Origin of the sequence: Streptantibioticus rubrisoli, from assembly GCF_024436055.1 — a bacterium.
Lineage (GTDB): Bacteria > Actinomycetota > Actinomycetes > Streptomycetales > Streptomycetaceae > Streptantibioticus_A > Streptantibioticus_A rubrisoli.
Map to the genome: position 1 here is coordinate 73,001 of NZ_JANFNH010000009.1, position 24,899 is coordinate 97,899.

The following is a 24,899-nucleotide window of genomic DNA, read 5'->3' on the forward strand; positions in this document are numbered from 1 at the left end:
AACTGCCGTACATGGAAGCGGCCTTCGTCTGAACATGTGCTCCGACCAAGGAACACACACGTCCAGCACGAAGGCCGTGAGGATGAGTCTGCTGCATCACGATGCTCGGCAGGAGGCGTTGGCGGAACTGTCATGCTTCCCTACGTTGTTCTGCGGGACGCGGTGAGCCCTTCGTATGGTTGACCCACCCAGGGGTGTCGGGTGTGGCTCTCACGCTTCTGCCGTTCGTGGCTACCCCGGATTGGCCGCCCGACGCCCCACGACGACTCGGCTGCCAATTAGGAATTGCGAATGATCGCTCCGTAGGGAATCGACAGCGAGGTCGTCCGTGGGAGGTACCAGCAGCACACCGCACGGAGGCACTACATGGCCGCGATCTGGGCCGGCATCGACGCAGGTAAAACCCACCACCACTGCGTCGCGATCAACGAGAGCGGCTGTCGGCTGCTGTCACGACGCGTCGCCAACGACGAACCGGAACTGCTCGAACTCCTCGCCGACGTCCTGGCTCTGGGCGACGACGTGACATGGGGCATTGACCTGGCCGACGGCGCGGCCGCCCTGGCCATCACGGTCCTCCTCAACCACAACCAACCACTGCACTACATCTCCGGCCGGGCCATCCACCGCGCTTCCGAGAGCTACCGCGGCGAAGGCAAGACCGACGCCAAAGACGCCGCCGTCATCGCCGACCAGATTCGCGTCCGCCGCGACCTGCACCCCTTACGGACCAGCGACGACACCGTCACCGACCTCAAGATCCTCACCGCGCGGCGTATGGACCTGGTGGCCGATCGCACCCGGGCCATCAACCGCCTCCGCGCTCAACTCACGGGCATCTTCCCGAGCTTGGAGCGCGCACTGGATCTCAGTAACGCCGGTCCGCTCATCTTGCTGATGGGGTATCAGGCCCCAGCTGCCCTGCGCAGGATCGGCGCCCGACGGCTGGAGACCTGGCTGCGTAACCGCAAGGTCACCCGTGCCGACAGGCTCGCCCAGACAGCCATTGAAGCCGCCGAACGCCAGCACACCAGTCTGCCCGGCGAGAAGCTGGCCGCCCAGATGGTCCACACACTTGCGAAGGAGGTGATGACCCTCAACGAGCAGGTGGCCGAGCTCGACAGGCAGATCGAGGCTCGGTTTCGCGACCACCACACCTTCGAGGTGATCACCAGCATGCCCGGCCTGGGCATCATCCTCGGCGCCGAGTTCCTGGCCGCCACCGGCGGCGACATGACCGCTTTTGGCACCCCCGACCGCCTCGCCGGCTTCGGCGGTGTCGCACCGGTGCCCCGCGATTCAGGCAAGATCAGCGGTAATCTGAAGCGCCCGCAGCGATACAACCGCCGCCTCCAGCGCGTCTTCTACACCTCGGCGTTGCTCAGCATCCGCTACTGCGAGGACTCCAGGCGCTTTTACCAACGCAAGCGAGCCGAGGGCAAACGTCACACCCAGGCGGTTCTCGCCCTCGCCCGACGCCGGGTCAACGTCCTGTGGGCCCTCCTGCGCGACGGGCGGTGCTACGAGCCTGCCCCACCCATCGCACCGGCAGCTTGACAAACAGCATTAGGAATCCCTACCTGCTCGCCGGCATCGTCGCCGAACTCGGGCTCGCCGCCGTGTGCGTCTACACCCCACCCCTGCAAGCCCTGCTCGGAACCGCCGCTCTGCCCGGCCACGACCTGCTGATCCTGCTGCCGTACCCGGTGATCGTGTGGGGCGCCGACGAAGCGCGCCGCTGGCTGCAACGCCGCCGCACCCCGAATCCGTGAGCCGGGCGGCCAACCGACCGGCGGCGTGGTCGACGAGCCCCAGGGCACGGGCGGCCTCCGCCGAAAGACTCCTCCCTAGTCCTCGATGATCAGGACGTCCCGCACGGGCCTGCGCGGCACTGTGGGGCCCTTCGGGCCGTACCCCAGACGAAGCATCGTCTGCACATAACCCGTCCCCGAAACCGGATCCCGCAGGGGCCACCGCAGGTCGGGCCATTCGAGGGCCTCGGTGGAGAACGATGTGGCCAGCCCCTCCAGGGTGGCCAGGAGCAGGACGCGTTCCATGGCCTGGCCCCCGCGCAGCCAGTCCTCGGGTCGGTCGCCGTCGGTGCTCAGCAGGACCAGGTGGGGATCGTTCTCGAAGGGGGTCGATCCGAAGTCGGCGGTCGGTCTGCCGCCGGAGAAGTCACGCATGGGCGCCCTGCCCCCGCGCTGCCGTGGCCCGAAGGCGTAGTCCGGCACGCCGTCGGTGGCCGTGTCCGCCTCGGAGGTCCCGAGGCGGGTCCACCGCTTCAACTCCGCCTCCCGGTCGCGGTCGGTGAGATCGCGCGCCCTGGCCTCTTCGGCCAGCTCCTCCACCCAGCGCAGGTGCCAGGAGGAAGGGAAGGACAGCGCGGCCCCCTCCTGGCGGGCGGCCTCGGTCAAGGCAGTGCGCAGGCTGGCGGGTATCTCGGTCTCCGCGAAGGGGTACCGGCTGGTGTGCCGCTCGGGGATCGCCGGGTGGAGCAGCGCCAGGGCGCTGTCATCGCCGCGGGGGTCGGTCAGCCGCACGGTCGCCAGCAGCGCTGTGTCACCCGGGTCGGGTAGGAGCCTGACGTCCGGGTGGCAGGCGGCGTCGGCGGCGGCAACTCGCAGGTTGAACAGTGCCGCGCCGCATCCCAGGTGGAGGGCGCGAGCATCGGGGTCGGACTCCGTCAACGCGCGCTCGAAATCCGCGTACAGGCGGAAGCAACGGCTTCCGCGTGAGTAGCGGAACCGCCAGGGCTGGGCGTTGTGCATGGAGGGGGCGGCAGTCGCTTCACGCACCAACTCCGCCACGCGTGCGTCGTTCATCATGTTTGGGGCGATCAACGAGATCTCCCTCCGGGAAGCGCGGGCCCGGCTGCCCCGGTCCCTTTCCATGGTCGCTCCACATCCGTGCCCCGGGAGAGGCCGAGCGTCACCGAACGGGGGACGAACGGCTCAGGACCGGGTGCTTCGTGGGCCGCGAGGCTGGGACGCGGTTAGTGCCTGATCGAGACCGAGGGCGCGGTGGGATCGCCCACGCCCGTGGCAACGCCCAGCTTCTGGATTCCGCGCTCGGCGAGGAAGAGGGGCGTACGGGGCCGACTGCGCAGGATCTCGCTCACGCACTGTGGCGCTTGGTCACGGGGACCTCAGCGCAATGTTCGACGCGAGCGCGCCGATGTTGTCGATCGACCTTTCTCGGTTCGGCGGTGCGGGTGACGACACCGCCCTCTGGCTGGCGGCCTGCGCAAGCCAGGATGGAATCCGCCCTAGATGATTGAGTCCGATGTCCTCAGTGGTCGTATGCGATCAACGAGCGTTTGACTGGGGCTCCGGTGGTCCAGTTGCGCCAGAGAGCAGCCGTCAGTGCCAGGAGGCGTTGACCGGTGCGGGCGAAGACTCCAGCCAAGGTTCTGGCGCCGTTTCCGTGGCCACGGCGCAGCGGTGGGCCTGTCCGCTACCGTGCGTTCGGCCAGGCGGGCATGGCCGACCGCTCCAGCCGCCCGCGCACCAGCCCCCGCCGGACCCCGACCCGCACCGAGCGACGCATCATCAAAGGTCCGCGGTGCTGCGCCGCTGAGGGCCAGCCCGTATGGCGGGCCTGCTACGGCTGGTGCCCTCCACCGTGCACCGCCTGCTGACCCGACGTGGCCTGGCCCGCCTCACCCACCTGCACCGGGGCACCGGCCATGTCATACGCCGCTACGAACGCGACAGGCTCGGCGAGTTGGTGCACGTGGACATCAAGAAGCTCGGCAACATCCCCGACGGCGGCGGGCACAAAGTCCTCGGCTGGGCCGCGGGCCGCAAAGCCCGCTCGTGACCGCAGCCGGGATCACACACAAGCGCACCCGGGCCTACCGGCCCCAGACCAACGGCAAGGTCGAACGCTTCAACCGCACCCTGCTCGAAGAAAGGGCCTACGCTCGCCCTTCACCGGTCAGAACAGGAACGACGCGACGCCTTCCCGCAGTGGCCGCACACCTACAATCACCACCGCAGACACACCGCACTCAACGGCCAACTACCCGCCAGCCGCGTCCCCAACCTCTCAGGGCAGTACAGCTAGTGAGCCGACACGGCCACCGCCAACGGCGGGACACCGCGGTCGGCTCCGACCGCCAACGCAGCCTCCACCAGCCAGTCAGTATCGGCCAACGTGAGCCAGGGAGACGGGGAAACTCGCTCATGAAGGCGAGTCCAGTGCTGTCTCGACCGCCAACTCGGCTGCATACTGGTTGACTTCGGAGCAACCACTGCATGCCAGGCGTCCGGCGGCCGTAGCGACAGGCCAGCCCCTGACCTGCTCGGCGAAGGTCACCCGCCGACACTCGCGGTTGTCGCAGAACAGCCGACGCACCGACAGCCCGATCACCACGCCCCGGCCGCCGCATGGCGCGTCGGCCAGGCGCCGCCCGTAACGGCTATGCACCCAAGCCCGCCACCCGCCGCCTGCCGTACGGCAGATCGTGACGCCGAACCTCAACTTCGATGGGGACGACGCAGTTTCCGGCACGCATACGGCTCGATCCGGGAAGGCAGTCAGGACACCGGCAGGTCCGCCCACCGCACGACGCCGCCAGGCCTGACGTGGGTGCCACAGCGTACCGACAGTGCGGTGACGATGCAGAGGCCGCGTCCGTGTTCGTCGGGCGCGACCGCCTCCTGAGGCCGTCGTCGGGGGCGAGGCACCGATCCGCCATCGGTGACTTCGATGCGCAGGACGGGACATCCCGCGATCTCACTCCAGCACAGCCTCAGGACAGCCGGGGGCAGGGCGTGCAGGATCGCGTTCGTGATCAGTTCCGAGATCACCAGGAGCGCGTCCTCCAGGCTGCCGCTCGGCAGGCCCCAGTCGGCGAGGAGGGCGTGCGCCCGTCGCCGCACGGTTGCGACAGCCTCGCGGATGTGCGGTACCGGGAGGAGATGGCCGACGCTCCCGCTGGGCGTCGCTGCGGCCGCCTCCCCGGAAACGTTCACGACTGCCGTCCTGATGGTGCCCATGCCTCGACCGCGCGCTCCGGTGAGAGGCACATGATGAACCTGTTCGACAAGCCCGAACCCGGGTGGAGGCTCCTGCGCCGCGTGCTTGCAGAGGTCCTCCGGCGGTACGCCGCCGACCTCTGGGTTTCTCAGCTGGTCCGCCACTTCTCCTCCTCCGGGAGCACTGCCGGTTACCCGCCTGTACCGATCGCCCCTTGACCTCACCCCTCGGACCGGCCTCGGCCTCCCGCCGAACGGCCACCGGGGGCCATGCCCACTTTGCTGAGCACTTGTACTAATACGGACGCTATGGGCCCTGCCTGCCGCAGTCAACGAATGGCGGTCGGCATTACCGAACGCTTTGGTGCGATGGTGAATGACTTTTCAGGCCGCCATCAGCACCGCCGCGACCGACCCCCTGGTCAACAGGCTGAGTTCCCTAACCGAGAGCTACGATCGCGACATGGCTGGCCCGGTGCAGTCGATCGAACGGGCGGCGGCGATCCTGCGCCTGCTCGCCGGGGGCCCCGGTCGGCTCGGCCTGGGCGAGGTGGCGGCCTCACTGGGCCTGGCGAAGGGCACCACCCACGGCATCCTGCGCACCTTGCAGAGTGTCGACTTCGTCGAGCAGGACGAGGCGACCGGCAAGTACCAGCTTGGCGCGGCGCTGCTGCATCTGGGAACCAGCTATCTCGATGTCAACGAACTGCGGTCCCGTTCCATCAACTGGGCCGATGCCCTCGCCGCCCGTAGCGGGGCGGCTGTACGCCTCGGCGTGCCGCTCGAAGGCAAGGTGCTGATCGTCCACCATGTCTTCCGTCCCGATGACACGTTCCAGACACTGGACGTGGGCTCCCTGCTGCCGCTGCATGCCAGCGCTCTCGGAAAGGTATTGCTGGCGTATGGAGCCGCATCCCTGGAACCGCTTGTGGAAGCCGAACCGGAGGCCTACACCCGGCACACACTCGTCTCCTCTCAGCAGCTCAACCGGGCGATCACCGAGACGCGAGATGCCGGGTGGGCCGCCGCGGTCCAAGAAATGATCATGGGTGAAGCAGACATCGCGGCGCCGATCCGCGGGCAGGGCGGCCTGGTGGTGGGCGCTGTCGGCGTGTCCGGCCCCGTAGAAAGCATCTGCGACAGCAAGGGCCACCCCCATGCGTCCCTCGTCGGCCTGACACGCAATGCCGCACGGGCGATCTCCCGAGATCTCGGTGCGGCCCGCTGGTGACCCCCGTGCCCTCCCCGAATATGTCCTAAAGGCAGGCCCGGCCATGGTTGAACGCTATGTGATCTCCATCGACCAGGGCACCATGTCCACCCGGTGCATCCTCTTCGACCACCGGGGACGGCTCGTGTCGGTCGCGCAGAAGGAACACCGGCAGCACTTCCCCAAGCCCGGCTGGGTGGAGCACGACGCCATCGAGATCTGGTCCAATCTGCAGCGCGTGGTGCCGCGCGCTCTCGACAACGGCGGCGTCAGGCCCGACCAGGTAGCGGCGATCGGCATCGCCAACCAGCGTGAGACGACCGTGCTCTGGGACCGCCGGACGGGAGTTCCCGTGGGCAATGCCATCGTCTGGCAGGACACCCGCACCGACGCACTCGTCGAGGAACTGCGGCGAGAGACCGGTGACGACTTCTTCATCGAGCACTGCGGCCTCTCTCCCACGACCTACTTCTCCGCGCCGCGGATCCGCTGGCTCTTCGATCACGTCGACGGCCTGCGCGAGCGCGCCCAAAGCGGCGAAGTGCTGTTCGGCACGATGGAGAGCTGGCTGATCTGGAACCTCACCGGCGGCCCCGACGGCGGACTGCACATCACGGACGCCACCAACGCCAGCCGCACCATGCTCATGGACATCCGCACACTGACCTGGGACGACGAGTTGTTGGCGCATTTCGGCGTGCCCCGCCCGATGCTGCCGGAGATCCGCCCCTCCATAGAGTCCTACGGCGTAGCCCATGCGCTGCTGCCGGACGTCCGCATCGGCGCCGCCCTCGGCGACCAGCAGGCGGCGTTGTTCGGGCAGACCTGCTTCGCCCCCGGGGAGGCCAAGTGCACCTATGGAACCGGCAGCTTCCTGTTGCTCAACACCGGCACCGATCTCGTGCGGTCCCGGCACGGACTGCTCACCACGGTGGGCTACAAGGTCACGGACGAACCGACGGTCTACGCTCTGGAGGGGCCGATCGCCGTCACCGGCTCGTTGGTCCAGTGGTTCCGTGACCGCTTGGGGCTGATCAACAGCGCGCCGGAGATCGAGACCTTGGCCCGCACCGTCGAAGACAACGGCGGCTGCTATATCGTTCCCGCCTTCTCCGGACTGTTCGCGCCTCATTGGCGCAGCGATGCCCGCGGCGTCATCGTCGGCCTCACGGCATACATCACCAAGGGCCACCTCGCCCGTGCCGTGCTGGAAGCCACCGGCTGGCAGACCCGGGAGGTCGTCGACGCCATGAACGCCGACGCGCCCCGCGCGTTGAAGGAGCTGAAGGTCGACGGTGGTATGACGGCCAACAACCTGCTGATGCAGTTCGTGGCCGATGTGCTCGATGTCCCCGTGGTACGGCCCATGGTCTCGGAGACCGTCTCCCTCGGCGCCGCCTACGCTGCCGGGCTCGCCGTCGGCTACTGGCCGGACCTGGAAGGCCTGCGCCGCAACTGGCACCGGGCTGGTCAGTGGCTGCCCACGATGGACTCCGCTCGGCGGGAGACGGAATACGACAACTGGAAGCGGGCCGTCGAGCGTTCGTACGGCTGGATCAGACCGCAGTAGCCGTCAAGCAGCGAGTCCCGGCGCCTGCACCCCACACCGACGGATCACAGCCGTACGCGGTCCTGGCGATAGCGACCGGGAGACCGAGAAGTCCTGCCAAGTCGGCTCGGGGCTGCTGCGGGTGCCGAAAAGTGCATCCACGCTGGTCACGCTGTATGTCGGTACTCGCGGAGGGTTCTCGCGGAGGGTTCCGCCGAGTCGGTCGCGTCGGCGCATTTTGAGTTGGGCGATCTGGGTCGGGATCGTTAATCGGTGCGGGCCGTGCTCTCAGGGCGTGAGCCGGGATTGGGAGCGCGGTGAGGGCGGTCAGTGTTGTCGTGGGTCTCGAACTCGCCTGGTGCGTTGACGAGATGGTGCTGGTTCCAGATCAATGCGCGGTCGAGCAGTTCCCGTCGGCATGTCGCTATCCAGCGTTCCATCACCGCGTTCATCCGCGGCATCCTGACGCTGGTGAGCACGGCCCCGATCCCGGCGCCCCCCGGGGAGGCAGTGCACGCGGCTTCCAACGCTTCCACAGGGCTCACTGCTGACGAAGCAGCGGAGCCTACACCCGATCACCGACCACCCCACTCGGGAGGTTCGACGGCCCTGACACTGCCGCTACGCCCGCATTCGTTCGACCTGGTTTTCGGAAACATCTGTCACCCGGCAGCCGGCAACTACCGTGAGTATCCTTATCTGTATCTGGAAGTGGCGCATTTTGTTCGGACAGGCACCTCCGGTACGGAGGGTTTGGTGGAGATAACGCTGCGTGTGGCACAACAGGGATGGCGAGGGACCTCGAACGGTCGGTTGCTCGCCAGCTCCTCTGCCGCACGACAGCCACATCCCGCTCTGATGGCGGTGCCATTTCTCCTTATCCTGGCGATCACACTCATCGATCTACCGTTTCCCGGCTCCCTCCACCTGGGCGATCTCCTGATCGTGGTGCCTGTCATCACCGCCTGGTATGCCAGTCCCCGGCTCACCGGGCTGGTCTCCGTCGCGGCTGTGGCGGCCCTGGTGGCCATTTACGTGGTGCGTCAGTCAGCGTCCCCGCCGCAGATGGCAGCACTGATCGTGGCCTCGGCTTTCAGCACGATCGCCCGATACCTGTCGAAGCGGCATCAGCGAGAGATGATCCAGGTACGAACGGTTTCCGAGGCCGCGCAACTGGCTGTACTGCCTCCCCTGCCCGACCGCCTTGGCCCGCTCCGCCTGGCCTCGCTCTATCTGGCAGCCGAGGACGAAGCGCACATTGGCGGAGATCTTTACGCCGCGGTGCGCACGACCACCGGGACACGATTGATCATTGGCGACGTGCGCGGCAAGGGTCTGACCGCGGTCGGCGATGCTGCCTTGATCATCGGCGTGTTCCGTGACGCAGCCCGTCGGCAGGGCACTCTGCCGGAGCTTGCGACTTACCTGGACCGGAGCGTCCGCAGCAACACACCCGGGGCCATCGAACCCGAGCAGCCCGGGGAGTCGTTCGTCACCGCGACCATCCTCGAAATCCCTGACTGTGAGCCCGTCGTTCGTAGCGTCACGTGTGGGCACCCTTCGCCCCTGCTCCTGCGGGCGAACGACATTGTCCCTATGGAAGCCAGCCACCCTGCACCACCGCTGGGTCTGGCCCAGCTGACGAAAGTCACCTACCACGTCGACACTTTCAGCATGCGTGCCGACGAGGCGCTCCTGCTCTACACCGACGGTGTCATCGAAGCCCGCAACGGTCTCGGTGCGTTTTATCCCCTCGCCGCACGGCTCGCCACCCGACCCCACAACCATCCGGCAGAGCTTCTCGACCGCATCCGCGACGACCTTCTCACCTATGTCGGCGGACGCCTCGGCGATGATGCAGCCATGATCGTGGTCGAACGCCAAGAGGTGCGTAAGGGCGGCATGTGACAGGCCAAGGGCGACTTCATCCGGCCTTGTACGCCGAACAGACGCGAAGCACCGGCCGAGCACCCCGTCGCTCAGGGCTGGACCAAGGGGTTCATGGACGAAGAGGCATACCAGTGGGTGCGAGACGTAGCCACCCTCTTCGATGAAGAGCGCCTGCTGCCCTACGCGGCGGGCATCGACATCAACACCGACTACCTCGTAAATGCCTGGGAGTTGGGGAGTGGCGGGGGAGGGGGGATAGCTGTAAGGGCAGGTTTCCTTTGGTCGTTCCAGCTATCGAACGGCGCCCGGACTGCTGTTGTGGGGCACCGACTTCCTGGACTGTAAACATGTCAGGCGAGCCCTGCCTTGAGTGCGCTGAGATGTTCCCGGGCGTTCGTGGCGGCGGCCGATGGATCCTTGCGGGCGATGGCGTCGACGAGTTCTCGATGGCTTGCCCGGTCAGGATCTCGTTGTGAGCTGCTACCACGACGTGCCGGTGGAACGCTGTGTCCGCATCGACGAGGGTGTCGATGCTCCCGTAGGCGCCAGCCCGCTGGTCGAGGGCACGGCGCAGAGCGCGGAGGTCTGTCGGGGTGCGGCGCTGGGCGGCCAGGGCGGCGGCTGCTGACTCGATGGCGATCCGGGCCTCGATGACGGCGACGATGTCGCTGCGCTTGAGGACATCGTCCCATTGATCAGGAACATCTAGGGCGATGACAAAGACCCCGGCGCCTTGGCGGGACTCCAGGACGCCCTTCCCGGCGAGTTGGCGGATGGCTTCGCGCACAGTGGACCGCCCGACACCCAGTTGCGGTCCGAGGGTTGTCTCGCCAGGCAGCTTGGCCCCCAGCGCCCATTCGCCGCCGCGAATGCGCTCGAGGAGCAGCGTCGCTGTCGAGTACTGCACCCGTATCGAGATTCACCCACGACACCCTTACGTTGGCGACCTGGTGCACGCTGCGTTCAGCGGAACCCACCAAGACGCGATCAACAAGGGCTTCGCGGAGCACCGCGCCCGCGCAAAGGCAACAGGTGTCGACGAGCGCGAGTTGGAGTGGCGGGTGCCGTACCTGCCCATCGGCCCGGCCGACATCGGCCGCAGTTACGACGCGGTCATCACGGTCAACTCCCAGTCCGGCAAGGGCGGCATCGCCTACCTCCTGCAGAGCGAGTGCGGCCTCACCCTGCCCCGTCGCCTGCAGATCGACTTCGCGCGCCGCGTCCAACAGCACACCGACGCCACCGGTCTGGAAGCCACCGCCGAGCAGCTGTTCAAGCTCTTCGAGCAGACCTACCTGACGACACTGAGAACGCCACCTCAGTCGACTTCATCGACCTGGAGACCAGCGGCTCAGCCACCGAACCGACGACGAAGATGACCGTGCGAGTCGACAACACCGAGCACGTCCGCAACCACCACGGGATCGGCCCGGTCCAGGCATGCACCGCTACCCTGGCCGAGTTCGGGATCCATATCGATGTCGTCTCCTTGAACCAGACCTCGCTGTCCACGGGCAACGACAGCGATGCCCTGACACTGCTGAAGTACCGCAACGCCGATGGCACCCACTGGGCCGCCGGACGAGACCAATCAGTGCTCACCGCCACACTCACCGCCGTCGCGAACGCCGCACGACGCACAGCGGCCAAGCAAGCGCCGATCGGCTGACCAACCTGGGCGGGCGCCGGTGACTCATCCGCGGCCGTCCCGGGGGCCGAAGACCGCCAAGGCCTCCTCGGCGCTCGCTCGGGCCTGCAAGAAGTAGTCGGTCCACTCGGCGATGTCCGGATAGCCGCAGTCGGCCCGGACGGCCTCGGCGGCGGCTGCCGTGTCGTACCCGGTGCGGCGCAGTTGTACGCCGGGGCCCAGCAGGGCCCAGTGCGCCCCAACACGGCCATAGGACATGCCGACGCTGCCGGGATTGACGACCAGTCGGCCGTGGGTGAGCCGGACGAACGGCATATGCGTGTGTCCGCACACGACCGTTTCGGCCGACGGGTCGCAGCCGTCGAGCACCTCACCCCACCGCGCGGAGGAAGAGTCGACGAGCACGACCTCCTCGTCGTCCCGCGGGGTGGCGTGGCAGAACAGCACTCGCCCAACGCCGTCGACGTCCAGCGCGATGCTCGAGGGCAGCGAGTCCAGGAGCTCGACCTGGTCCTCGCGCAACTGCTCCGCAGCCCAGGTCGCGATCGGATCGGGAATGTCGGCGCGCTGCCCGCGCCGGTACTCCACCAACTCCCGGTCGGCGTTGCCGCCCAGCCACAGCGCCCGGTCGCCGAGTTCGGCCAGCCGGTCCAGCACCGCCACCGGCTGCGGCCCGGCCGCCAGATCCCCGGTGAGCACGATCCGGTCCGCGGCAGCGACATCAGGCTCCGCTAGCACGGCCGCCAGGGCGGGGAGCACCCCATGGATATCGGATAGCACCGCCACGCGTTCCACCATCCCGCCATCCTGCCGTACAGCGCCCCGCCTCCGCGGACCTCCGATGCCCGATCAGCCAGTGCCAATGACCTTGGAAAGCAGGCAAATTCGGCAAAGTTGATTAGAATTGCGCCCACGTACGCGAGGCGGACAGCGGGTGCGCCGCACCATGCGCAGGGGAGGGCGCACCGCTTAGTAACCGGAACGACTAGCCAGCCCAACTGGAGTAGCAGCACGTGAACTGCTGCTGGCCTGGCTCAAGCAACTGTTCCCGCCTCGCGCCGTCACAGCACACCGACAAATATCGAGGGCCGATGCCCCACGGCACCCGCCCTCAACCGGATTGTCTACGTGGACTGTCAGCCGCACTTGACCTGGGAGACGTCGTCGTACGCCTGGGCGGTGTAGGTGCCGTCGTTGGCCAGGATGGTGCCTTCGGTGACGGTCTGGAAGTCGTGGGTGCCGTCGCCGGAGCAGTCGTACTCGACGTCCAGGGCCAGGTTGTCGGTCTCGGCCTGAGACTTCTCGTCGTTGGCGACGGTGTCGTACTCGTGGAACCACAGGACCCAGTAGTCCTCGCCGATCTGGGAGAGCATGTCGATGTTGGGCTGGGGAGTGAGGCACGCGGTGAGGTTGGAGCTGTAGACGTCGGTTCCGATGTTGTAGATATAGACGTACAGGCCGCAACCGGTCGGCAACTGCGCGGGGGATACCTGGTCGACGGGGCGGGTGGCGGCGGTGGCCTGGCCCTTTTTGGTGTAGGGCGTGACCGTGATCTTGTCGATGTGGCCGCCCTTGGCCTTGATCGCATCCAGTTCGTGCTGGACCTTGGTCGGCAGCGATGTCGGCGGCTTGGCTGCGGTCCCAGCAGCAGACGGTTCGGCGACCCCTACCCCCAGGCCCAGAACCGCGAGCGTGGAAGCGGACAATGCCGCTATCCTGCGCATGCTTTTGTGCATGTTGTCCCCCTTGAGTCAGTTGTGACTTCCGGCTCAACGGTAGGGGGTCATGCACACTTCATCCGGTCGGTTCACGGGACTCGCACAGAATCACTTATCGCCCCCATCCGGACCTTCCGCCTCCTTCGTTCCTTCCTCCTCGGGGGGAAACTCGCACACGTACGCGTCGGCGCTGGATGGATCGAGGTCTTCGCGGTCCGGCCACGTCTTGGGCGGCGGCGACGTGCGGTAGGGCAACTCGCGGCGGGGACGGTCGCCGCTTGCAGTCTTGAGCTTCACCATGGCGTTCCCTTCTACGGTGACCAGTGGATCTGGTCGTAGGCCCAGCCAGCCTGGGGCGGCACGGCATGAGCATCACACATAGCTACTTTCCCCCGGGGGGCAGAGCTGGGAGTCCGGGGCCCACACCGCATGCTCTCCCGGAAGGTCCGCCGGTGACCACCCAGCAAGCTGGGCGAGTTGAGCGCGTCCGGATGAGCACTTAGGTCGCGCATACGGCCATCGGTATCGGCGCTGCGGATGCCGAAGGTCAGGCTGGACGATGTGCCGTCCTCGACGCCGGCGCTGTCGACCGAGAGGAACCGCCACCCCCCGGCAACTGATACGGCCTCAGCCACCAGCACTTCCTCCCGCGACCGGTTCACCGCTCGTCGGGCCTCTTCCGGAGTCATAGCCCCATCTTCCCAACGTTACCAAGCCCCTGAGGATGAGAAACAGGATCTCAACGTGTTCCTTGACATCGGCCATCACGCAGAGCGACGAGTGTCTCGGGGCGGCGATGCCGCATGGCGCGCGCAGTCAAGTGACCAGCGTCATACGCCAATTCGCGAAAATCTTTGTCGGTCGGCCGCCGTGCCGCGCCTGAAGGGTGGAAGCGGCTTCGCCGATACCCCTCCAGCGAGGCAGCAGTTGGCCATTGAGGTTCGTCATAATCGCCGCGAAACCCTGGATGCGCCTGCGCGGATCGGTGAGTTCGGGGCAGCGGGTGAGCGCGAGTTTGAGGCGGAGCTGCTGGCCAGAGCTGAGGTTGTCGGGGTGGCGGGTGAGTCAGCCGGTGACCTGCCGGACGGTGGGTGCCTCAGACCTCTTGGGTGTCGGGGACCCTGCCGAGCGAAGCGGTTCGGGCCAGCGCCGGACACGGCGGCTGCTGCCCCGGTAGCCGCGTTCCTGGATCTCACGGAACAGTCGGCCGCCGTCAGTACATCCCTCCTGCCAGCGCATGTTGAGGTACTCGGCGCATGCCTGCAGCGGCGAGTGACGCCGGGGCGGCGGGGACAGGACCGTCCTCGACGGTGGCGGCGTGCGCGTACTTGCCCACCGTCTTGCGGTCCATTCGCAGCCTCTCGGCGATCACCTGGATCGCGACGCCCTGGTCGTACATCTCGTGCACCGCTGCGAAGTGGCGCCGGGCGTTCGCCGCCCGCTTGCCTTGAACTACCGGCGATCCAGCCGGTGGTTCTGCTGCCTCGACCTGGCCTCGTCCTCGATCGGGGCGAGGCAGCGGCGATGGGCAACGACGCACTTCTTGACCGTCTTGTACAAGTTGAGCCAGAGGTGGAAACGGTCTGCGATCTGGACCGCTTCCGGGGCTGCGGTACGGACCGCCTCTGCGTAGGCGCTGGTGCCGCTGCACGCGGTGCGGAAACGTGTGCACACCACGGCTGGGCCGGGTGGCCAACGGGGATGTCGGGCCATGCCATACCTGCGGTGCGCGGGCTGCCTCAGCCCGGATCGCCACGCCCAAGGAGCGCGCCGCACGTATGCGTGCCAAGGGCAGCCCTTGGAAGCGCATCCGGGAGCGGGCACGGCGTGGCGGTGCAAGCACCTGCCGTGCGGCCAGATCGTCCAGGCACGCTACGACACCGTCATGGCCGGAGTCGGCTGCTGCTGGGAATGCGGCAAGTCCTCGCGACGCCTCAACCCCGACACAGCCGACCGGTGTGCCGGTCAGGGAGCCGGGACGGGGCCGCCGGGCCGGAACCGCTCCACCCCGACGATGTGCCGCACCTTGACCGGGCGCACGATCACCGCGACCCGCTGTTCCCCCGGCATGATCCACTCGAAGCGCTCGCTGCCCAGATACTTGCGGGCCAGCCGGTCCATCCGGTCGTGCGCCTCCTCACCCTCGATGAAGCGGGCCACCACACCACTGATCTGCACTCGGTCGAAGGGATCGGTGGTGTCCGCGTGCGAGAGATAGACGCGGGGATCGCGGCGCAGGTTTTCCTCCTTCACCCGCCCAACCGAGGTGTTGAACGTCAGCTCTTCCTCGCCCTCCAGATCCACCCACATAGGGCTGACCTGCGGTGCCCCGTCGGCGAACACGGTTCCGACGTACCAGATGTTGGGGGCTTGCAGCCGGGCGCGGACGGCTTCGTCGAATGTCGCAGTCATTCCGTGAGGCTACCAACCATGAGCGGTGGGACAGTTCGGGAGAACCGTGGCATCGCCGTGTGCTCGCGCCGTCCGTTGTCAGACCCCGGGCGTAGCGTGGCCGTTGTCCCCGCTGCTGGCTGCTCGGGGGGTTGCCCCGCCGATCGCGCGGCGGGGCAACAACTACGCGGCGATGGCGTACTGGTTCTGCCGCGAGGCCTTCCATGCCTCGACCCAGGCTCGCTGCCAGTGGGCCAACTCCAGGCGCTGCTGCGGGGATAGTGTCCTGGTCGGAGGTGATGTGTTGGCGGCTGTCGAGGTCGAGAAGGGCGGCCATCGGCACGCCGAAGGGCTTGGGTGCGCCTTTGAGGTGGCCGGAGTAGACGGCCTCGATGGTGATGTGGCCGCCGTCGCGGTGGACGGTGCGTACGGTGACGTGGACGTTGTCGATGACGTTGTCGGCGCGGGCCCTCCACCCGGAGATCTCCTGGCGGCCGTGGAAGCTGCCCTCCACCGCTTGGTCGGTGTAGGTGCCGTCGGTGGTGAACAGGGCGCCGAGTGCGCCGGGGGCGGTGCCGTTCCAGGCGGCGGCCCAGTCGGTGACGATCCCCGGCAGGTGTTGGTCGGCGGGCTGCGCGGCGAAGGCGGTGCTGCCGAGTGCGGCGGAGACGGCCGCGGTGCAGATCAGCGCGGTCACGGCGCGGGGTGAAGCAAGCTTCATGGTGATGTTGTTCCTGGGTGATGGCATGTCAGGTGGCTGAATGAGTGGGTCGTTTCGCACCGCCACACCGGCTGTGGCGGTGCGGCGGCCCTGGAACGGCTCGGAGGAAGTTCCGACGGGCAGACCGACGGGGGATCACGGAACGCGGCCGGGGACGCTGCGCGCGGCCGCGCCTTCGGTTGTCTGGCTCTTCGGCACGGTGGTCGTCTTGTTCGGACACGGGCGATGCGCACCGTGGGTTTCCGGCTGAGGCGGGCGCTGTGGTCGGATTCGTCTGGTGGCCGACGGGCGGCTACATCCCAGGGTTGGTGCGCGTCAGGGGGTCAGGACCACCTTGCCGGTGACGGTGCCGGACTCCGCTAGCCGCAGTGCCTCGGCGGCCCTGGTGAGCGGCAGTTGGGCGGCGATGCGGGCTGTGACGTCGCCGCGGCGGACGGCGGCGAAGACCTCGGTGAGGTCGGCCCGCAGCCGGGCACGGAAGCGGTCCTTGCTCAGGGCCCGCCCGGCCCAGATGTTGTAGAAGTAGGCGCGACGGCCGTTGGGCCGCAGCGTGTTCCACAGCCAGACGCGGCCGAGGATCTTGAGCACGGGCCACTGCTTGGACCCGGTGTCGTCGCGGGTGGAGGCGCTGCCGTAGGCGACAAGGGTGCCGCCGGGGGCGAGCAGGTGCCAGGAGTCGGTGACACTTCGGCCGCCGAGGTGGTCGAAGACGGCGTCCACCCCACCGGGTGCCAACTCCCGGACCCGGCCCGGCACGTCGTCGGCGCGGTAGTCGACCGGGATGACGTCCAACTCCCGTAGGGCGTCGTGGTGCCGGGCGGAAGCCGTGCCGATCACCTTCGCGCCCGCGGCGTGGGCGAGTTGGACCAGGACCGAGCCCACGCCGCCGCTGGCGCCGTGCACCAGGACGGTCTGTCCGGCGCGCACTCGGGCCTTGCGGTGCAGCATCTGCCAGGCGGTGATCCCATTGACCACCACGGTCTCGGCCTCCGCCGCCGTGAGGCCGTCCGGGACCTCGACCGCGTCCTTGGCGTCGAGGACCACGTGACTGGCCCACCCACCGACCTTCACCAGTGCGGCCACCCGCCGACCGGCCAGATCCGGATCGACGCCGAGGCCGGTCGCCAGCACCCGACCCACCAGGTCGTAGCCGGGCACGAACGGGAACGGCGGCTGGTCGTAGTACCGCCCGCGACGCATCTGCTGCTCGGCGAACGACACACCGGTCGCCTCCATGGCGATCACGATCTGTCCCCGACCGGCGCTCGGCACGGCTGCTTGGCGGATCTTCAAGCCTTCCGGGGCCACGATGCCCGGCAGAACGACCTGGACGAGGTGTTCGCTGCCCATGACCGCCCTCCTCTTCTCGATAGGAGCTTTCGCGTTCGTTATAAGTTGTAACTACCGCCGCGGTGAGGGTCAATAACGTGGGTGATATCCTCTAACGAACCGGTTTCTGGAGAACGGGAGGCAGGTCGTGATCGACCCGGACACGAGGACTCCGAGGGAGCGGTACCGCACCCAGGTACGGGAGGAGATCAAGCAGCACGCCTGGACGCAGATCGCCGCCGCCGGGGCTTCCGCCCTCTCCGTCAACGCCATCGCCAAGCAGATGGGCATGAGCGGACCGGCCCTGTACCGGTACTTCGCCAACCGCGACGAGCTGATCACCGAACTCGTCAAAGACGCCTACCGCAGCCTGGCCGACACCTTCCGCACCCGCGCCGAGGCAGGCGCGGACCTCGGCGACCTGGCGCACGCCCTGCGCGGATGGGCTCTGGAGGACCCCCAGCGCTACTTCCTCGTATACGGCACCCCCGTGCCCGGATACCAGGCGCCTGAAGACACCACGCGAATCACCTCCGAGATCATGGCCGTCCTCCTCGATGCCTGCGCCGCTGAGCAACTGCCCGACACACCCCCGTCCCCGCTCGATCCGCACCTGGCCGAGCACCGGGCTTGGGCCGGACCGCACCCTGCCCCGCCGTCAGCACTCCGCCGCGCCCTGACCTTCTGGACCCGCCTCCACGGCGAGCTCTCGCTCGAACTCGCCGGCCACTTCACTGGTATGGGATTCGATCCCGCCCACCTCTACGCCGCCGAAACGGAGGCCCTGACGGGCCGTTGACCAGGCGCCGCCGTCGGGGCCGCCAACGCGGAGGTGGCCAAGGAGAGCGTCACGCTGGTGCGCGGCGGGCCGCACCACTACATCGGGCATGAGCCGGGTGCCGCATGCCTGGAGCCGGAGGAGTTCCGGGTCCGCCACGCTCGGACGAGCCCCGAGGACAACTCGCAGGCCATGGTGTTCCTGTGCGGCGCCTACCAGTTCTCCGGCGAGGTCGGCAGCGGACTCCTTGACGCCCTGCCCCAGGTCCTGACCCTCTCGGCGGCCGACGACGATCCCCTGCGGGACGTGATCACTTTGCTCTCCCGCGAACTGGTCCGGAACGAACTCGCCCAGCAGATCGTCCTGGATCGCCTCCTGGATGCTTCTCATCCTGGCCATCCGCTGCCACTTCCGCCGCAGCGCGACCGCACCCCGCTGGTACCGGGCAGCCGCGGACCCGCGCCTTGCCGCCGCACTCCGGGCCATGCACGAGAATGCGGCTCACCCGTGGACGGTCCTCGAACTCGCCGCAATCAGCGGCCTGTCCCGGGCCGCCTTCGCACGGGTGTTCCGGGAGGCACTCGGTCAGGCCCCCATGCAGTACCTGACCGAATGGCGCATGACCGTCGACCGGGACCACCTGCGCGCCGACGATCTCACCCTGCCCCAGATCGCCGACGCAGTCGGCTACGGCTCACCCTTCGCCTTCGCCGCCGCCTTCCGCCGCCACCACGGACAACCACCCGGAACCTGGCGACAGGGGGAACGAGCGACCGCCGAAACCCGACTGCTCGCCAACACCCACCCCGTCCCATGAGCGTTGCCCCGTCGGTAAACGATCGAATGAAGACAGGCATGCCTGGCGTCCAATGAACCCAGGCCTTCGCGGCCTGCCGACGGCCCGGATCGAATGAGATCCGATGGCGGTTGATGCGAGGGTTTGCTGACAGCTAGGGGCCGATGCGCCGCCAGGGGCGAGGAAGAACGTGGCCATTTTCTGGTCTATGAGCGGGTGTTGACCGACCGGCAGTCGACCGACAACCTCGTTCCTCGGCGAGGCCGGGATCGAGGACCCGGTTGTCTTCGAGGAGGAGGCCGGCACCTCCAGCCGTCTCCATCCGCTTAAGCGCCCGAAGTTCGGCGAACTGCTCGTGTGGGAACGCGGTCCAAGAAGTCCAACAGCAGTGCGCAGAAGGCCGCGGGCTGCTCCAGTGGTGCGAGGTGCCCTGCTCCGGGGATGACTACGAGGTCGCCCGAGGCCAGGTTATGGGCCAGGTCCTCCCCACCGCGGAAGAAGTCGGGCATGTCGTGCTCACCGACGGCCACCAGCGCCGGGAGGCGGAGACTGCGCAGCGCGTGCGGGTCTTGGCTGAGCGGGTCCTCGGCCTGGTGGGGCTCGCCATGGGCGATCCGCGCCTGTAGTTGGTTGCGCAGCATGCGGGCCGCGTGCGCTTTCACTTCGTCGCTCGCGTGCTCGAAGGTCCATGCCTCGAGCCCTGCTTGTACGGCAGCGTCGATGTCATCGGCTTCGAGCGCGGTTCGTTCGCGGTCCCAGGCGGTTTGGAGACGCTCGGAGGGCTCCTGATCGTGCGGTCGGTAGCCCACCAGGACCAGACCGTCGACCCGGTCGCGGGCCGTCACCGCGACCTGGAGTGACACCAGCGCGCCGAGCGAGTTTCCGGCCAGCACGAAGCGGTCGATTCCGAGGTGGTCGAGTGTGTCGAGGACGTCCGTCCATGGCACGACCTTGGGCTGGTCTTGCATGATTGCTTCACCCTGGCCGGGCAGGTCCAGGGCGATCGCGCGAACTCCAGCCTCGGCGAGCAGGGGCAAGTGCGCGCTCCACATGGTCCGGTCCGTGGGGCGGGCGTGGAGCAGCACCACTGTCCGCCCTTGACCTGCCTGATCAGCGGGCAGCAGCATCGATGGGAGTCCTTTCGGAAGAAGGCGGACACGGGCAGGCGGCCTGGCGGTCGGGGAAGGTCATGCGGCGTCGGTGAGCTCGTCGATCTCCTGGGCGCTCAGGGTCAGTTTCGCCGCTATGAGGTTGTCTTCCAGGTGAGCGACCTTCGAGGTACCGGGAATGGGCAGCACGACTTCGCGGTGGGCGAGCAGCCAGGCCAGTGCGACCTGGGACGAGGTGGCCCCGTGCGCGGAGGCGATGCGGTCGACCCGTCCGCCCGGCTTGGCGAGTTCGCCCGCGCCCACCGGTGCCCAGGGGATGAAGCCGATGCCCTCGCGGGTGCAGTAGTCGAGGACGTCGGTGGCGGAGCGGTCGGTGAGGTTGTAGCGGTTCTGTACGGTGGCGATGGCGGCGATCCGGCGCGCCTGCCTGATCTGGTCGACGGTCACCTGGGACAGGCCGATCGCGACGATCTTGCCTTCCTCCTGGAGGTTCTTCAGCTCGCCGACCTGGTCCTCCAGTGGGACCTTGGGGTCGACGCGGTGCAACTGGAACAGGTCGATGTGGTCCAGGCCGAGGCGCCGAAGGCTCATCTCGGCCTGTTGGCGCAGGTACTCCGGACGCCCCACGGGCGGCCAGGCCTTGGGACCGAGGCGCACCGGTCCCTGATCGGTCATGAGAACATCGGGCCCGTTGCGGGTGAGACCGGCCTTGGTGGCGATCAGCACGTCGTCCGGGTAGGGGTGGATGGCTTCCCGGATGATCTCCTCGCTGACGTGCGGCCCGTAGGAATCCGCGGTGTCGATCAACTGGACGCCGAGTTCGACGGCACGGCGGACCACGCGGATGCATTCATCACGGTCGTCGGGTTCACCCCACACGCCCAAGCCTGTGAGCCGCATGGCGCCGAAGCCGAGACGGGCGACCTTCTTGCCGGCGATCTCGAAGCTTCCGGCGACCTGGGCAATCGAATCGGTCATGAGTGTGCGTTCTCTCCCTCTGACATGGTTTCGTGTTCGGGCGAAGCCGCACGCTGCTCGGCCAGTCGGCGCAGCAGGACCAGTGCATCGCTGCTGGCGCTTGCGGGTTCGGCGCTGTAGACGGACAGGTGTTGACCGGGGGCACTGGTGACGGCCAGCGCTTCGAAGTGCAGGTACAGGTCACCTACGTGCGGATGGCGGAAGTGCTTGTCCTCGTGCGTGCGCGGGCGGATCTCGTAGCGCGCCCACAAGGTCGCGAACGCGGGGCTGTGCACGCTGAGTTCGCCCACGACGCGCCCGATGTGCTCGTCATCGGGAAACCGCGCCGACGACGCGCGCAGGTTGTTCACGGCTATGCCTGCCGCCTTGTCCCAGTCTCCGTAGAACTCCCGGGCGAAGGGGTCCAGGAAGATCATCCGAAGCAGGTTGTCGAAACGGGCGAAACCGCGGTACAGCTCGCGGGCCAACGCGTTGGCGGCAAGGACGTCCTGGGCCGAGCCGACCACGAAGGCGGGCACGTCACGCATACCGTCCATCAGTCGACGTAGGTCCGGGCTGACCGTCGTGGTCGACTGCGCAGACGGCCATGTGGTGGGCAGGCCCAGCCGGAACAGATGGGCAGCCGCGTCATCGTCGAGGCGCAGCGCCCGAGCGATCGCCTGGAGCACCTGCTCGGACGGATGCCGCTCGCGGCCCTGTTCGAGCCGGATGTAGTAGTCCGTGCTCACCCCGGCGAGTAGCGCTATTTCGTCCCGCCGCAAACCAGGCACCCGCCGCGAACTGTGGTCGGGGAACCCGACGTCCCGCGGCATGGTCATGGCGCGGCGGGCACGCAGATAGTCACCGAGTCTGTTGTCCGCGTCCATGTGGACCAGGCTAGGCGTGCTGCCGGGCAGGCGGGTGGGTGGAGCGCACCCACCCAAGCCCGTCGGCACTCTTGGTCTTCACGTGCTTGCCGTCAACCGACTGCGTGACTGGTGACCGCGCGGGCGAACACCGCCTCAACGGCGTCCACTTGTGATGCACGCGGTGATGCCGGTGGTGGCGCTGGCCGACTGGTTGGCGGGGCCGCCCGCCCGCCCGATCAGCTGGGTGCGTGGACTGCCGTGGCTGGCCTTCCCGTTGGTGTATCTCGCGTACTCGCTGCTGCGCGGGCCGTTCGCCCACTGGTACCCGTACGACTTCCTGGACCCGCGCCAGCCGGGCGGCTACCTGCACGTGACGACCTGGACGCTGCCCGCCACGGCGGCGTTCGTCCTGTGAAGTCTCCCAGTGCCACATCATCCTGCGGCGGAACCGGTCGCCAGGAGGAAACGGGGCTGACAAGGGACCACGTCCAGATCCGCTCGTAGTCGACAGGAGGCCGCAGCAGACCAGCCCTGACCTGTCCTTGACCACATCGTGGACAGCGGCGCGAAGGGGCGGGCTTTGACTGCGGATTCTCCCCGTGGGAGACGGTTTATGGGTTTCGCCGCAGATGGAATCGGGCCGGGGTGACCACCTACCGCTTCGTCGTCCTGCCCCGTCGCTGGAAAGTCGAGCGCACGATCGGCTGGTGCATGAACGCCCGCCGCAACGGCATGCGACTACGAACGCCTGCCCCAACACGCCGAAGCCCACCTGAACTGGTCACCCAACACCATGATGACCCGGCGCCTGACCCGCAAGGGCCCCCGCACGGACAGTTGGACGAAGAGGTCGACACCGACGTCCTGAACCGGCTCGGTTTGGTTTGAGGTATCGGTACACACGATGATCTAGCTTGCTAGGATGCTAGCATTCGCTTTGTGAGTGATGAGGAAGTCAAGCAGTTCAACGTGTACCTGCCGATCGGGCTGATCAAGCAGGTCAAGTACCGCGCCATCGAGTCGGGCATGTCGTTGTCGGCGCTCGTCGCTGACGCGCTGCGCGCCTACCTCGACGACGCCCACGCAAACAGGCAGCAATCGCCCAACAAGGAGACCTGACATGACGACCGAAGGAATCGAGGCCGTGTTCCTGACGACGCACAACTGGGGCAAGACGGCAAAGTTCTTCCAGGAGCTGGGCTACGAGCTGGAGTTCGCGACGGACCACAACTCCGGCCAGCTCCGCAACGGCGACGGTCCCTACGTGTTCATCGCCGAGGTACCCGAGGACCAAGAGCCCCAGACACGGATCGTGCTGAAGGCGCCGGACGCAGACGCGTTCCGTCCCGATCCTGTCGTCGAGGTGGTCACGCCGTTCGAGGACACCCATTACAGGACCAAGGAGATGACCGTCCGCGACCCCGACGGGCGCCTGTGGAGCCTCCAGGCTCCCGCCAAGAACTGACTACGGCCAAGGGGGAACACCATGGCGCACGAGCAGATAGAGGAACCGGACAACACCGCAGTGCGAACCGCCCTCTGGCGGGCGATGCACCTCCAGGTCGACCCGCCCCCGCATGTGGTCGAGGACGACATCGGCCTGCAACTGGTGGCCCCCGGCGACGAGTGGCGCGACCGCTCGGACATGGACCCGCAGGCCACCAGCGGGTTCCGGGCAGCCATCGTTGCCCGCGCTCGTTTCATCGAGGATCTGATCGCTGAGCAGGCCGACCGGGGCGTGACCCAGTACGTCATCCTGGGAGCCGGCCTGGACACCTTCGCCCAACGCAAGCCGGAACTCGCCTCCCGCCTTCAGATCTTCGAGATCGACCAGCCCGTCACCCAGGCATGGAAGCGCCGCCGCCTTGTCGAACTCGGCTACGGCATCCCCGACTGGCTGCACCTGGTGCCGGTCGACTTCGAGGCGAGTGAAGACTGGCTGAAGAAGCTGACCGCTGCCGGCTTCGATCCCGGCCGACCAGCGGTCATCGTCTCCACCGGCGTCACCATGTACCTCACCAAAGACGCCACCGCTGCCACCCTGCGTCAGATCACCGGGCTCGCACCCGGCTCAACGCTCGCCATGACATTCCTGCTGCCGACCGAACTTGTCGACGGCGCCGACCGCCGCGGCCTCCGGGCGAGCGAGGAAGGCGCGCGATCGTCTGGAACGCCGTTCATCAGCTTCTACACCCCGCAGGAGATGCTGGCACTGGCGCGCGGAGCCGGCTTCAAAGACGCCCGGCACGTACCGGGGACTTCGCTCGCCGAGCGATACTTCGCCGACCGGACCGACGGCCTTCGCCCGTCAAGCGGAGAGAACCTCCTGCTGGCCACCACCTGATTCCTTGTCAACGCCGTCCGGCCCTCGGATCCTGTGGTTCAAAACACCTACTCGGCCCACACGCAACTTCGCCTCGCCGGCCTGCTGGCCGCGGATCTCCGCCGCCCTTGGGAGAAGCCGGTCGAGCCCGGGCGGCTCACCCCCGCCCGGGTCCGCCGAGGGTTCAGGAACCTCCGCCCGAACCTGCCTTGTCCGGCCCGTGGGCCGAACCCAACTGGCCTGGCCCCGGCAGACCTCTTGGCTCGAAGAACCGGTACCCCGCCACCCGCTACGACGTAAGCGAAACCGTAAGACGACCCGAGACCATCGCCCAACGTGGCCGGATCGGACCATAAAGAATAAGTTCAGAAGCTGTGTCACAACCTCTTTCCGCAGGTCACAGCGTTACGTAGTGCGATGGTGCCTCTTCTTGTCGTTGGGTTGTCCGTCGGTGGACGCCCAACCGAACGGCAACTAGGGGTGTTTCGCGTGGCTGTCGCGACAGGGGTGTCGGCTGGTACTCCGCCGGGCCAGGTGGGGGAGGGCGCTCCACGGTCAGAGTCATCGTCTATGCGTCATCAGCATGGTTGTCCGTGTGGACCCGCCGAAGTGGCGGGTGGATGTCCCAG

28 protein-coding genes and 7 pseudogenes are annotated in these 24,899 nt (G+C 67.6%); 19 read left to right on the forward strand and 16 right to left on the reverse strand.

The features are described from left to right. Window positions 1-366: 366 nt before the first annotated feature. Window positions 367-1,557 (forward strand): IS110 family RNA-guided transposase, encoded by a 1,191-nt coding sequence (locus NON19_RS12075; RefSeq protein ID WP_255927205.1) that lies wholly within the window; start codon window positions 367-369, stop codon window positions 1,555-1,557. Beyond that, the gene (locus NON19_RS12080) at window positions 1,554-1,772 is read left to right on the forward strand and encodes a cation transporting ATPase C-terminal domain-containing protein (protein WP_255927207.1); all 219 of its coding nucleotides are present in this window, start codon (window positions 1,554-1,556) and stop codon (window positions 1,770-1,772) included. The genes NON19_RS12075 and NON19_RS12080 overlap by 4 nt, the downstream gene beginning before the upstream one ends. Window positions 1,773-1,847: 75 nt before the next feature. Here the strand turns inward: NON19_RS12080 and NON19_RS12085 are convergent, their stop codons facing one another. Continuing rightward, window positions 1,848-2,840: an Acg family FMN-binding oxidoreductase gene (locus NON19_RS12085; RefSeq protein WP_372514112.1), complete on the reverse strand. Its 993-nt coding sequence runs from the start codon at window positions 2,838-2,840 to the stop codon at window positions 1,848-1,850. Window positions 2,841-3,022: 182 nt separating this feature from the next. On the opposite strand from NON19_RS12085, the pseudogene NON19_RS12090 reads away from it, so the two are divergent. Beyond that, window positions 3,023-3,277 (forward strand): annotated as a pseudogene (locus NON19_RS12090) (ATP-binding protein); the annotation flags it as partial. A 14-nt stretch (window positions 3,278-3,291) separates the two neighbouring features. Here the strand turns inward: NON19_RS12090 and NON19_RS12095 are convergent. Then, window positions 3,292-3,423, reverse strand: a pseudogene (locus tag NON19_RS12095) (IS982 family transposase); the annotation flags it as partial. Between NON19_RS12095 and NON19_RS12100 the strand changes: the two are divergent. Further along, window positions 3,421-4,068 (forward strand): annotated as a pseudogene (locus tag NON19_RS12100) (integrase core domain-containing protein); the annotation flags it as partial. The pseudogenes NON19_RS12095 and NON19_RS12100 sit on opposite strands and share 3 nt — an antisense overlap. Window positions 4,069-4,263: 195 nt before the next feature. Here the strand turns inward: NON19_RS12100 and NON19_RS33905 are convergent. Next, window positions 4,264-4,431 (reverse strand): annotated as a pseudogene (locus NON19_RS33905) (ISL3 family transposase); the annotation flags it as partial. A 110-nt stretch (window positions 4,432-4,541) separates the two neighbouring features. After that, a complete protein-coding gene (locus tag NON19_RS12105) occupies window positions 4,542-5,147 on the reverse strand; it encodes an ATP-binding protein (RefSeq protein ID WP_308213681.1) in 606 nt (201 codons plus the stop codon). A 298-nt stretch (window positions 5,148-5,445) separates the two neighbouring features. On the opposite strand from NON19_RS12105, the gene NON19_RS12110 reads away from it, so the two are divergent. The 3 genes from NON19_RS12110 (at window position 5,446) to NON19_RS12120 (ending at window position 9,649) form a co-directional block, all read left to right on the forward strand. Continuing rightward, the gene (locus NON19_RS12110; RefSeq protein WP_255927350.1) at window positions 5,446-6,213 is read left to right on the forward strand and encodes an IclR family transcriptional regulator; all 768 of its coding nucleotides are present in this window, start codon (window positions 5,446-5,448) and stop codon (window positions 6,211-6,213) included. A gap of 43 nt (window positions 6,214-6,256) precedes the next feature. After that, the gene (glpK, locus tag NON19_RS12115) at window positions 6,257-7,762 is read left to right on the forward strand and encodes a glycerol kinase GlpK (RefSeq protein WP_255927209.1); all 1,506 of its coding nucleotides are present in this window, start codon (window positions 6,257-6,259) and stop codon (window positions 7,760-7,762) included. An 837-nt stretch (window positions 7,763-8,599) separates the two neighbouring features. Beyond that, on the forward strand, window positions 8,600-9,649 hold the full coding sequence (locus NON19_RS12120; protein WP_255927211.1) for a PP2C family protein-serine/threonine phosphatase: 1,050 nt from the start codon (window positions 8,600-8,602) through the stop codon (window positions 9,647-9,649). A gap of 181 nt (window positions 9,650-9,830) precedes the next feature. Here the strand turns inward: NON19_RS12120 and NON19_RS33660 are convergent, their stop codons facing one another. Further along, on the reverse strand, window positions 9,831-10,538 hold the full coding sequence (locus NON19_RS33660) for a FadR/GntR family transcriptional regulator (RefSeq protein WP_372514106.1): 708 nt from the start codon (window positions 10,536-10,538) through the stop codon (window positions 9,831-9,833). 43 nt (window positions 10,539-10,581) lie between these two features. Between NON19_RS33660 and NON19_RS12130 the strand changes: the two genes are divergently transcribed. Together NON19_RS12130 and NON19_RS12135 are read left to right on the forward strand one after the other, a co-directional pair. Continuing rightward, window positions 10,582-11,010, forward strand: coding sequence for a 2-isopropylmalate synthase (locus NON19_RS12130; protein WP_308213682.1), 429 nt, complete (start codon window positions 10,582-10,584; stop codon window positions 11,008-11,010). Beyond that, window positions 11,007-11,300: an alpha-isopropylmalate synthase regulatory domain-containing protein gene (locus tag NON19_RS12135; RefSeq protein WP_255927215.1), complete on the forward strand. Its 294-nt coding sequence runs from the start codon at window positions 11,007-11,009 to the stop codon at window positions 11,298-11,300. The genes NON19_RS12130 and NON19_RS12135 overlap by 4 nt, the downstream gene beginning before the upstream one ends. A 24-nt stretch (window positions 11,301-11,324) precedes the next feature. On the opposite strand, the gene NON19_RS12140 is transcribed toward NON19_RS12135, so the two are convergent. The 7 genes and pseudogenes from NON19_RS12140 to NON19_RS33670 form a co-directional block, all read right to left on the reverse strand. Continuing rightward, window positions 11,325-12,077 carry a metallophosphoesterase family protein gene (locus NON19_RS12140; RefSeq protein WP_255927217.1) on the reverse strand — a complete coding sequence of 251 codons (753 nt, stop codon included), beginning with the start codon at window positions 12,075-12,077 and terminating at the stop codon, window positions 11,325-11,327. Between the two features lie 338 nt (window positions 12,078-12,415). Beyond that, complete coding sequence (locus NON19_RS12145) at window positions 12,416-12,985, reverse strand: hypothetical protein (protein WP_255927219.1); 570 nt, start codon at window positions 12,983-12,985, stop codon at window positions 12,416-12,418. Window positions 12,986-13,105: 120 nt separating this feature from the next. Continuing rightward, window positions 13,106-13,297, reverse strand: coding sequence for a hypothetical protein (locus tag NON19_RS12150; RefSeq protein WP_255927221.1), 192 nt, complete (start codon window positions 13,295-13,297; stop codon window positions 13,106-13,108). 913 nt (window positions 13,298-14,210) lie between these two features. Continuing rightward, window positions 14,211-14,405, reverse strand: coding sequence for a hypothetical protein (locus tag NON19_RS12155; RefSeq protein WP_255927223.1), 195 nt, complete (start codon window positions 14,403-14,405; stop codon window positions 14,211-14,213). Window positions 14,406-14,449: 44 nt separating this feature from the next. Further along, window positions 14,450-14,710 (reverse strand): transposase, encoded by a 261-nt coding sequence (locus NON19_RS33665; protein ID WP_372514107.1) that lies wholly within the window; start codon window positions 14,708-14,710, stop codon window positions 14,450-14,452. A 252-nt stretch (window positions 14,711-14,962) separates the two neighbouring features. Further along, a complete protein-coding gene (locus NON19_RS12160) occupies window positions 14,963-15,409 on the reverse strand; it encodes a TIGR03618 family F420-dependent PPOX class oxidoreductase (protein ID WP_255927225.1) in 447 nt (148 codons plus the stop codon). A gap of 355 nt (window positions 15,410-15,764) precedes the next feature. Next, window positions 15,765-16,004: pseudogene (locus tag NON19_RS33670) on the reverse strand (nuclear transport factor 2 family protein); the annotation flags it as partial. Between NON19_RS33670 and NON19_RS12165 the strand changes: the two are divergent. Then, entirely contained in the window at window positions 15,928-16,149 is a 222-nt protein-coding gene (locus NON19_RS12165; RefSeq protein WP_255927227.1) for a hypothetical protein, read from the forward strand. The pseudogene NON19_RS33670 and the gene NON19_RS12165 overlap by 77 nt on opposite strands. A 275-nt stretch (window positions 16,150-16,424) precedes the next feature. Here the strand turns inward: NON19_RS12165 and NON19_RS12170 are convergent, their stop codons facing one another. Then, a complete protein-coding gene (locus NON19_RS12170) occupies window positions 16,425-17,459 on the reverse strand; it encodes a medium chain dehydrogenase/reductase family protein (RefSeq protein ID WP_255927229.1) in 1,035 nt (344 codons plus the stop codon). 127 nt (window positions 17,460-17,586) lie between these two features. Between NON19_RS12170 and NON19_RS12175 the strand changes: the two genes are divergently transcribed. The 3 genes and pseudogenes from NON19_RS12175 (at window position 17,587) to NON19_RS12180 (ending at window position 19,033) form a co-directional block, all read left to right on the forward strand. After that, window positions 17,587-18,237 carry a TetR/AcrR family transcriptional regulator gene (locus NON19_RS12175; RefSeq protein ID WP_255927231.1) on the forward strand — a complete coding sequence of 217 codons (651 nt, stop codon included), beginning with the start codon at window positions 17,587-17,589 and terminating at the stop codon, window positions 18,235-18,237. 57 nt (window positions 18,238-18,294) lie between these two features. Further along, window positions 18,295-18,537 (forward strand): annotated as a pseudogene (locus NON19_RS33675) (cupin domain-containing protein); the annotation flags it as partial. 58 nt (window positions 18,538-18,595) lie between these two features. Continuing rightward, entirely contained in the window at window positions 18,596-19,033 is a 438-nt protein-coding gene (locus NON19_RS12180; RefSeq protein ID WP_255927233.1) for a helix-turn-helix transcriptional regulator, read from the forward strand. Window positions 19,034-19,338: 305 nt separating this feature from the next. Here the strand turns inward: NON19_RS12180 and NON19_RS12185 are convergent, their stop codons facing one another. The 3 genes from NON19_RS12185 to NON19_RS12195 are packed head-to-tail and all read right to left on the reverse strand — an operon-like array spanning window position 19,339 to window position 21,965. Beyond that, window positions 19,339-20,139: an alpha/beta fold hydrolase gene (locus tag NON19_RS12185; RefSeq protein ID WP_255927235.1), complete on the reverse strand. Its 801-nt coding sequence runs from the start codon at window positions 20,137-20,139 to the stop codon at window positions 19,339-19,341. Between the two features lie 60 nt (window positions 20,140-20,199). Beyond that, window positions 20,200-21,099: an aldo/keto reductase gene (locus NON19_RS12190; RefSeq protein ID WP_255927237.1), complete on the reverse strand. Its 900-nt coding sequence runs from the start codon at window positions 21,097-21,099 to the stop codon at window positions 20,200-20,202. After that, the gene (locus NON19_RS12195; RefSeq protein ID WP_255927239.1) at window positions 21,096-21,965 is read right to left on the reverse strand and encodes a helix-turn-helix transcriptional regulator; all 870 of its coding nucleotides are present in this window, start codon (window positions 21,963-21,965) and stop codon (window positions 21,096-21,098) included. Before NON19_RS12195 ends, NON19_RS12190 begins: the two co-directional genes overlap by 4 nt. Before the next feature lie 154 nt (window positions 21,966-22,119). Here NON19_RS12195 and NON19_RS12200 point away from each other — a divergent pair, with 154 nt between their 5' ends. The 6 genes and pseudogenes from NON19_RS12200 to NON19_RS12225 form a co-directional block, all read left to right on the forward strand. Continuing rightward, entirely contained in the window at window positions 22,120-22,362 is a 243-nt protein-coding gene (locus NON19_RS12200; RefSeq protein ID WP_255927241.1) for a Pr6Pr family membrane protein, read from the forward strand. A 230-nt stretch (window positions 22,363-22,592) separates the two neighbouring features. Continuing rightward, on the forward strand, window positions 22,593-22,835 hold the full coding sequence (locus NON19_RS12205; protein ID WP_372514109.1) for a hypothetical protein: 243 nt from the start codon (window positions 22,593-22,595) through the stop codon (window positions 22,833-22,835). Between the two features lie 51 nt (window positions 22,836-22,886). Next, window positions 22,887-23,066: a ribbon-helix-helix domain-containing protein gene (locus NON19_RS12210; protein WP_255927243.1), complete on the forward strand. Its 180-nt coding sequence runs from the start codon at window positions 22,887-22,889 to the stop codon at window positions 23,064-23,066. Window position 23,067: 1 nt separating this feature from the next. Further along, complete coding sequence (locus NON19_RS12215; protein ID WP_255927245.1) at window positions 23,068-23,412, forward strand: VOC family protein; 345 nt, start codon at window positions 23,068-23,070, stop codon at window positions 23,410-23,412. Window positions 23,413-23,433: 21 nt separating this feature from the next. Further along, entirely contained in the window at window positions 23,434-24,291 is an 858-nt protein-coding gene (locus NON19_RS12220; protein WP_255927247.1) for a class I SAM-dependent methyltransferase, read from the forward strand. Window positions 24,292-24,342: 51 nt separating this feature from the next. After that, window positions 24,343-24,626 (forward strand): annotated as a pseudogene (locus NON19_RS12225) (NF041680 family putative transposase); the annotation flags it as partial. Between the last annotated feature and the right edge of the window lie 273 nt (window positions 24,627-24,899).

Coding starts and splice junctions, on each gene's coding strand:
- NON19_RS12200 (WP_255927241.1), top strand. CDS start 22,120: ATGCACGCGGTGATGCCGGTGGTGGCGCTGGCCGACTGGTTGGCGGGG.
- NON19_RS33665 (WP_372514107.1), bottom strand. CDS start 14,710: ATGGCCCGACATCCCCGTTGGCCACCCGGCCCAGCCGTGGTGTGCACA.
- NON19_RS12185 (WP_255927235.1), bottom strand. CDS start 20,139: ATGCTGCTGCCCGCTGATCAGGCAGGTCAAGGGCGGACAGTGGTGCTG.
- NON19_RS12190 (WP_255927237.1), bottom strand. CDS start 21,099: ATGACCGATTCGATTGCCCAGGTCGCCGGAAGCTTCGAGATCGCCGGC.
- NON19_RS12120 (WP_255927211.1), top strand. CDS start 8,600: ATGGCGGTGCCATTTCTCCTTATCCTGGCGATCACACTCATCGATCTA.
- NON19_RS12215 (WP_255927245.1), top strand. CDS start 23,068: ATGACGACCGAAGGAATCGAGGCCGTGTTCCTGACGACGCACAACTGG.
- NON19_RS12110 (WP_255927350.1), top strand. CDS start 5,446: ATGGCTGGCCCGGTGCAGTCGATCGAACGGGCGGCGGCGATCCTGCGC.
- glpK (WP_255927209.1), top strand. CDS start 6,257: ATGGTTGAACGCTATGTGATCTCCATCGACCAGGGCACCATGTCCACC.
- NON19_RS12075 (WP_255927205.1), top strand. CDS start 367: ATGGCCGCGATCTGGGCCGGCATCGACGCAGGTAAAACCCACCACCAC.
- NON19_RS12135 (WP_255927215.1), top strand. CDS start 11,007: ATGACCGTGCGAGTCGACAACACCGAGCACGTCCGCAACCACCACGGG.
- NON19_RS12160 (WP_255927225.1), bottom strand. CDS start 15,409: ATGACTGCGACATTCGACGAAGCCGTCCGCGCCCGGCTGCAAGCCCCC.
- NON19_RS12140 (WP_255927217.1), bottom strand. CDS start 12,077: ATGGTGGAACGCGTGGCGGTGCTATCCGATATCCATGGGGTGCTCCCC.
- NON19_RS12180 (WP_255927233.1), top strand. CDS start 18,596: ATGCTTCTCATCCTGGCCATCCGCTGCCACTTCCGCCGCAGCGCGACC.
- NON19_RS12220 (WP_255927247.1), top strand. CDS start 23,434: ATGGCGCACGAGCAGATAGAGGAACCGGACAACACCGCAGTGCGAACC.
- NON19_RS12170 (WP_255927229.1), bottom strand. CDS start 17,459: ATGGGCAGCGAACACCTCGTCCAGGTCGTTCTGCCGGGCATCGTGGCC.
- NON19_RS12150 (WP_255927221.1), bottom strand. CDS start 13,297: ATGGTGAAGCTCAAGACTGCAAGCGGCGACCGTCCCCGCCGCGAGTTG.
- NON19_RS12195 (WP_255927239.1), bottom strand. CDS start 21,965: ATGGACGCGGACAACAGACTCGGTGACTATCTGCGTGCCCGCCGCGCC.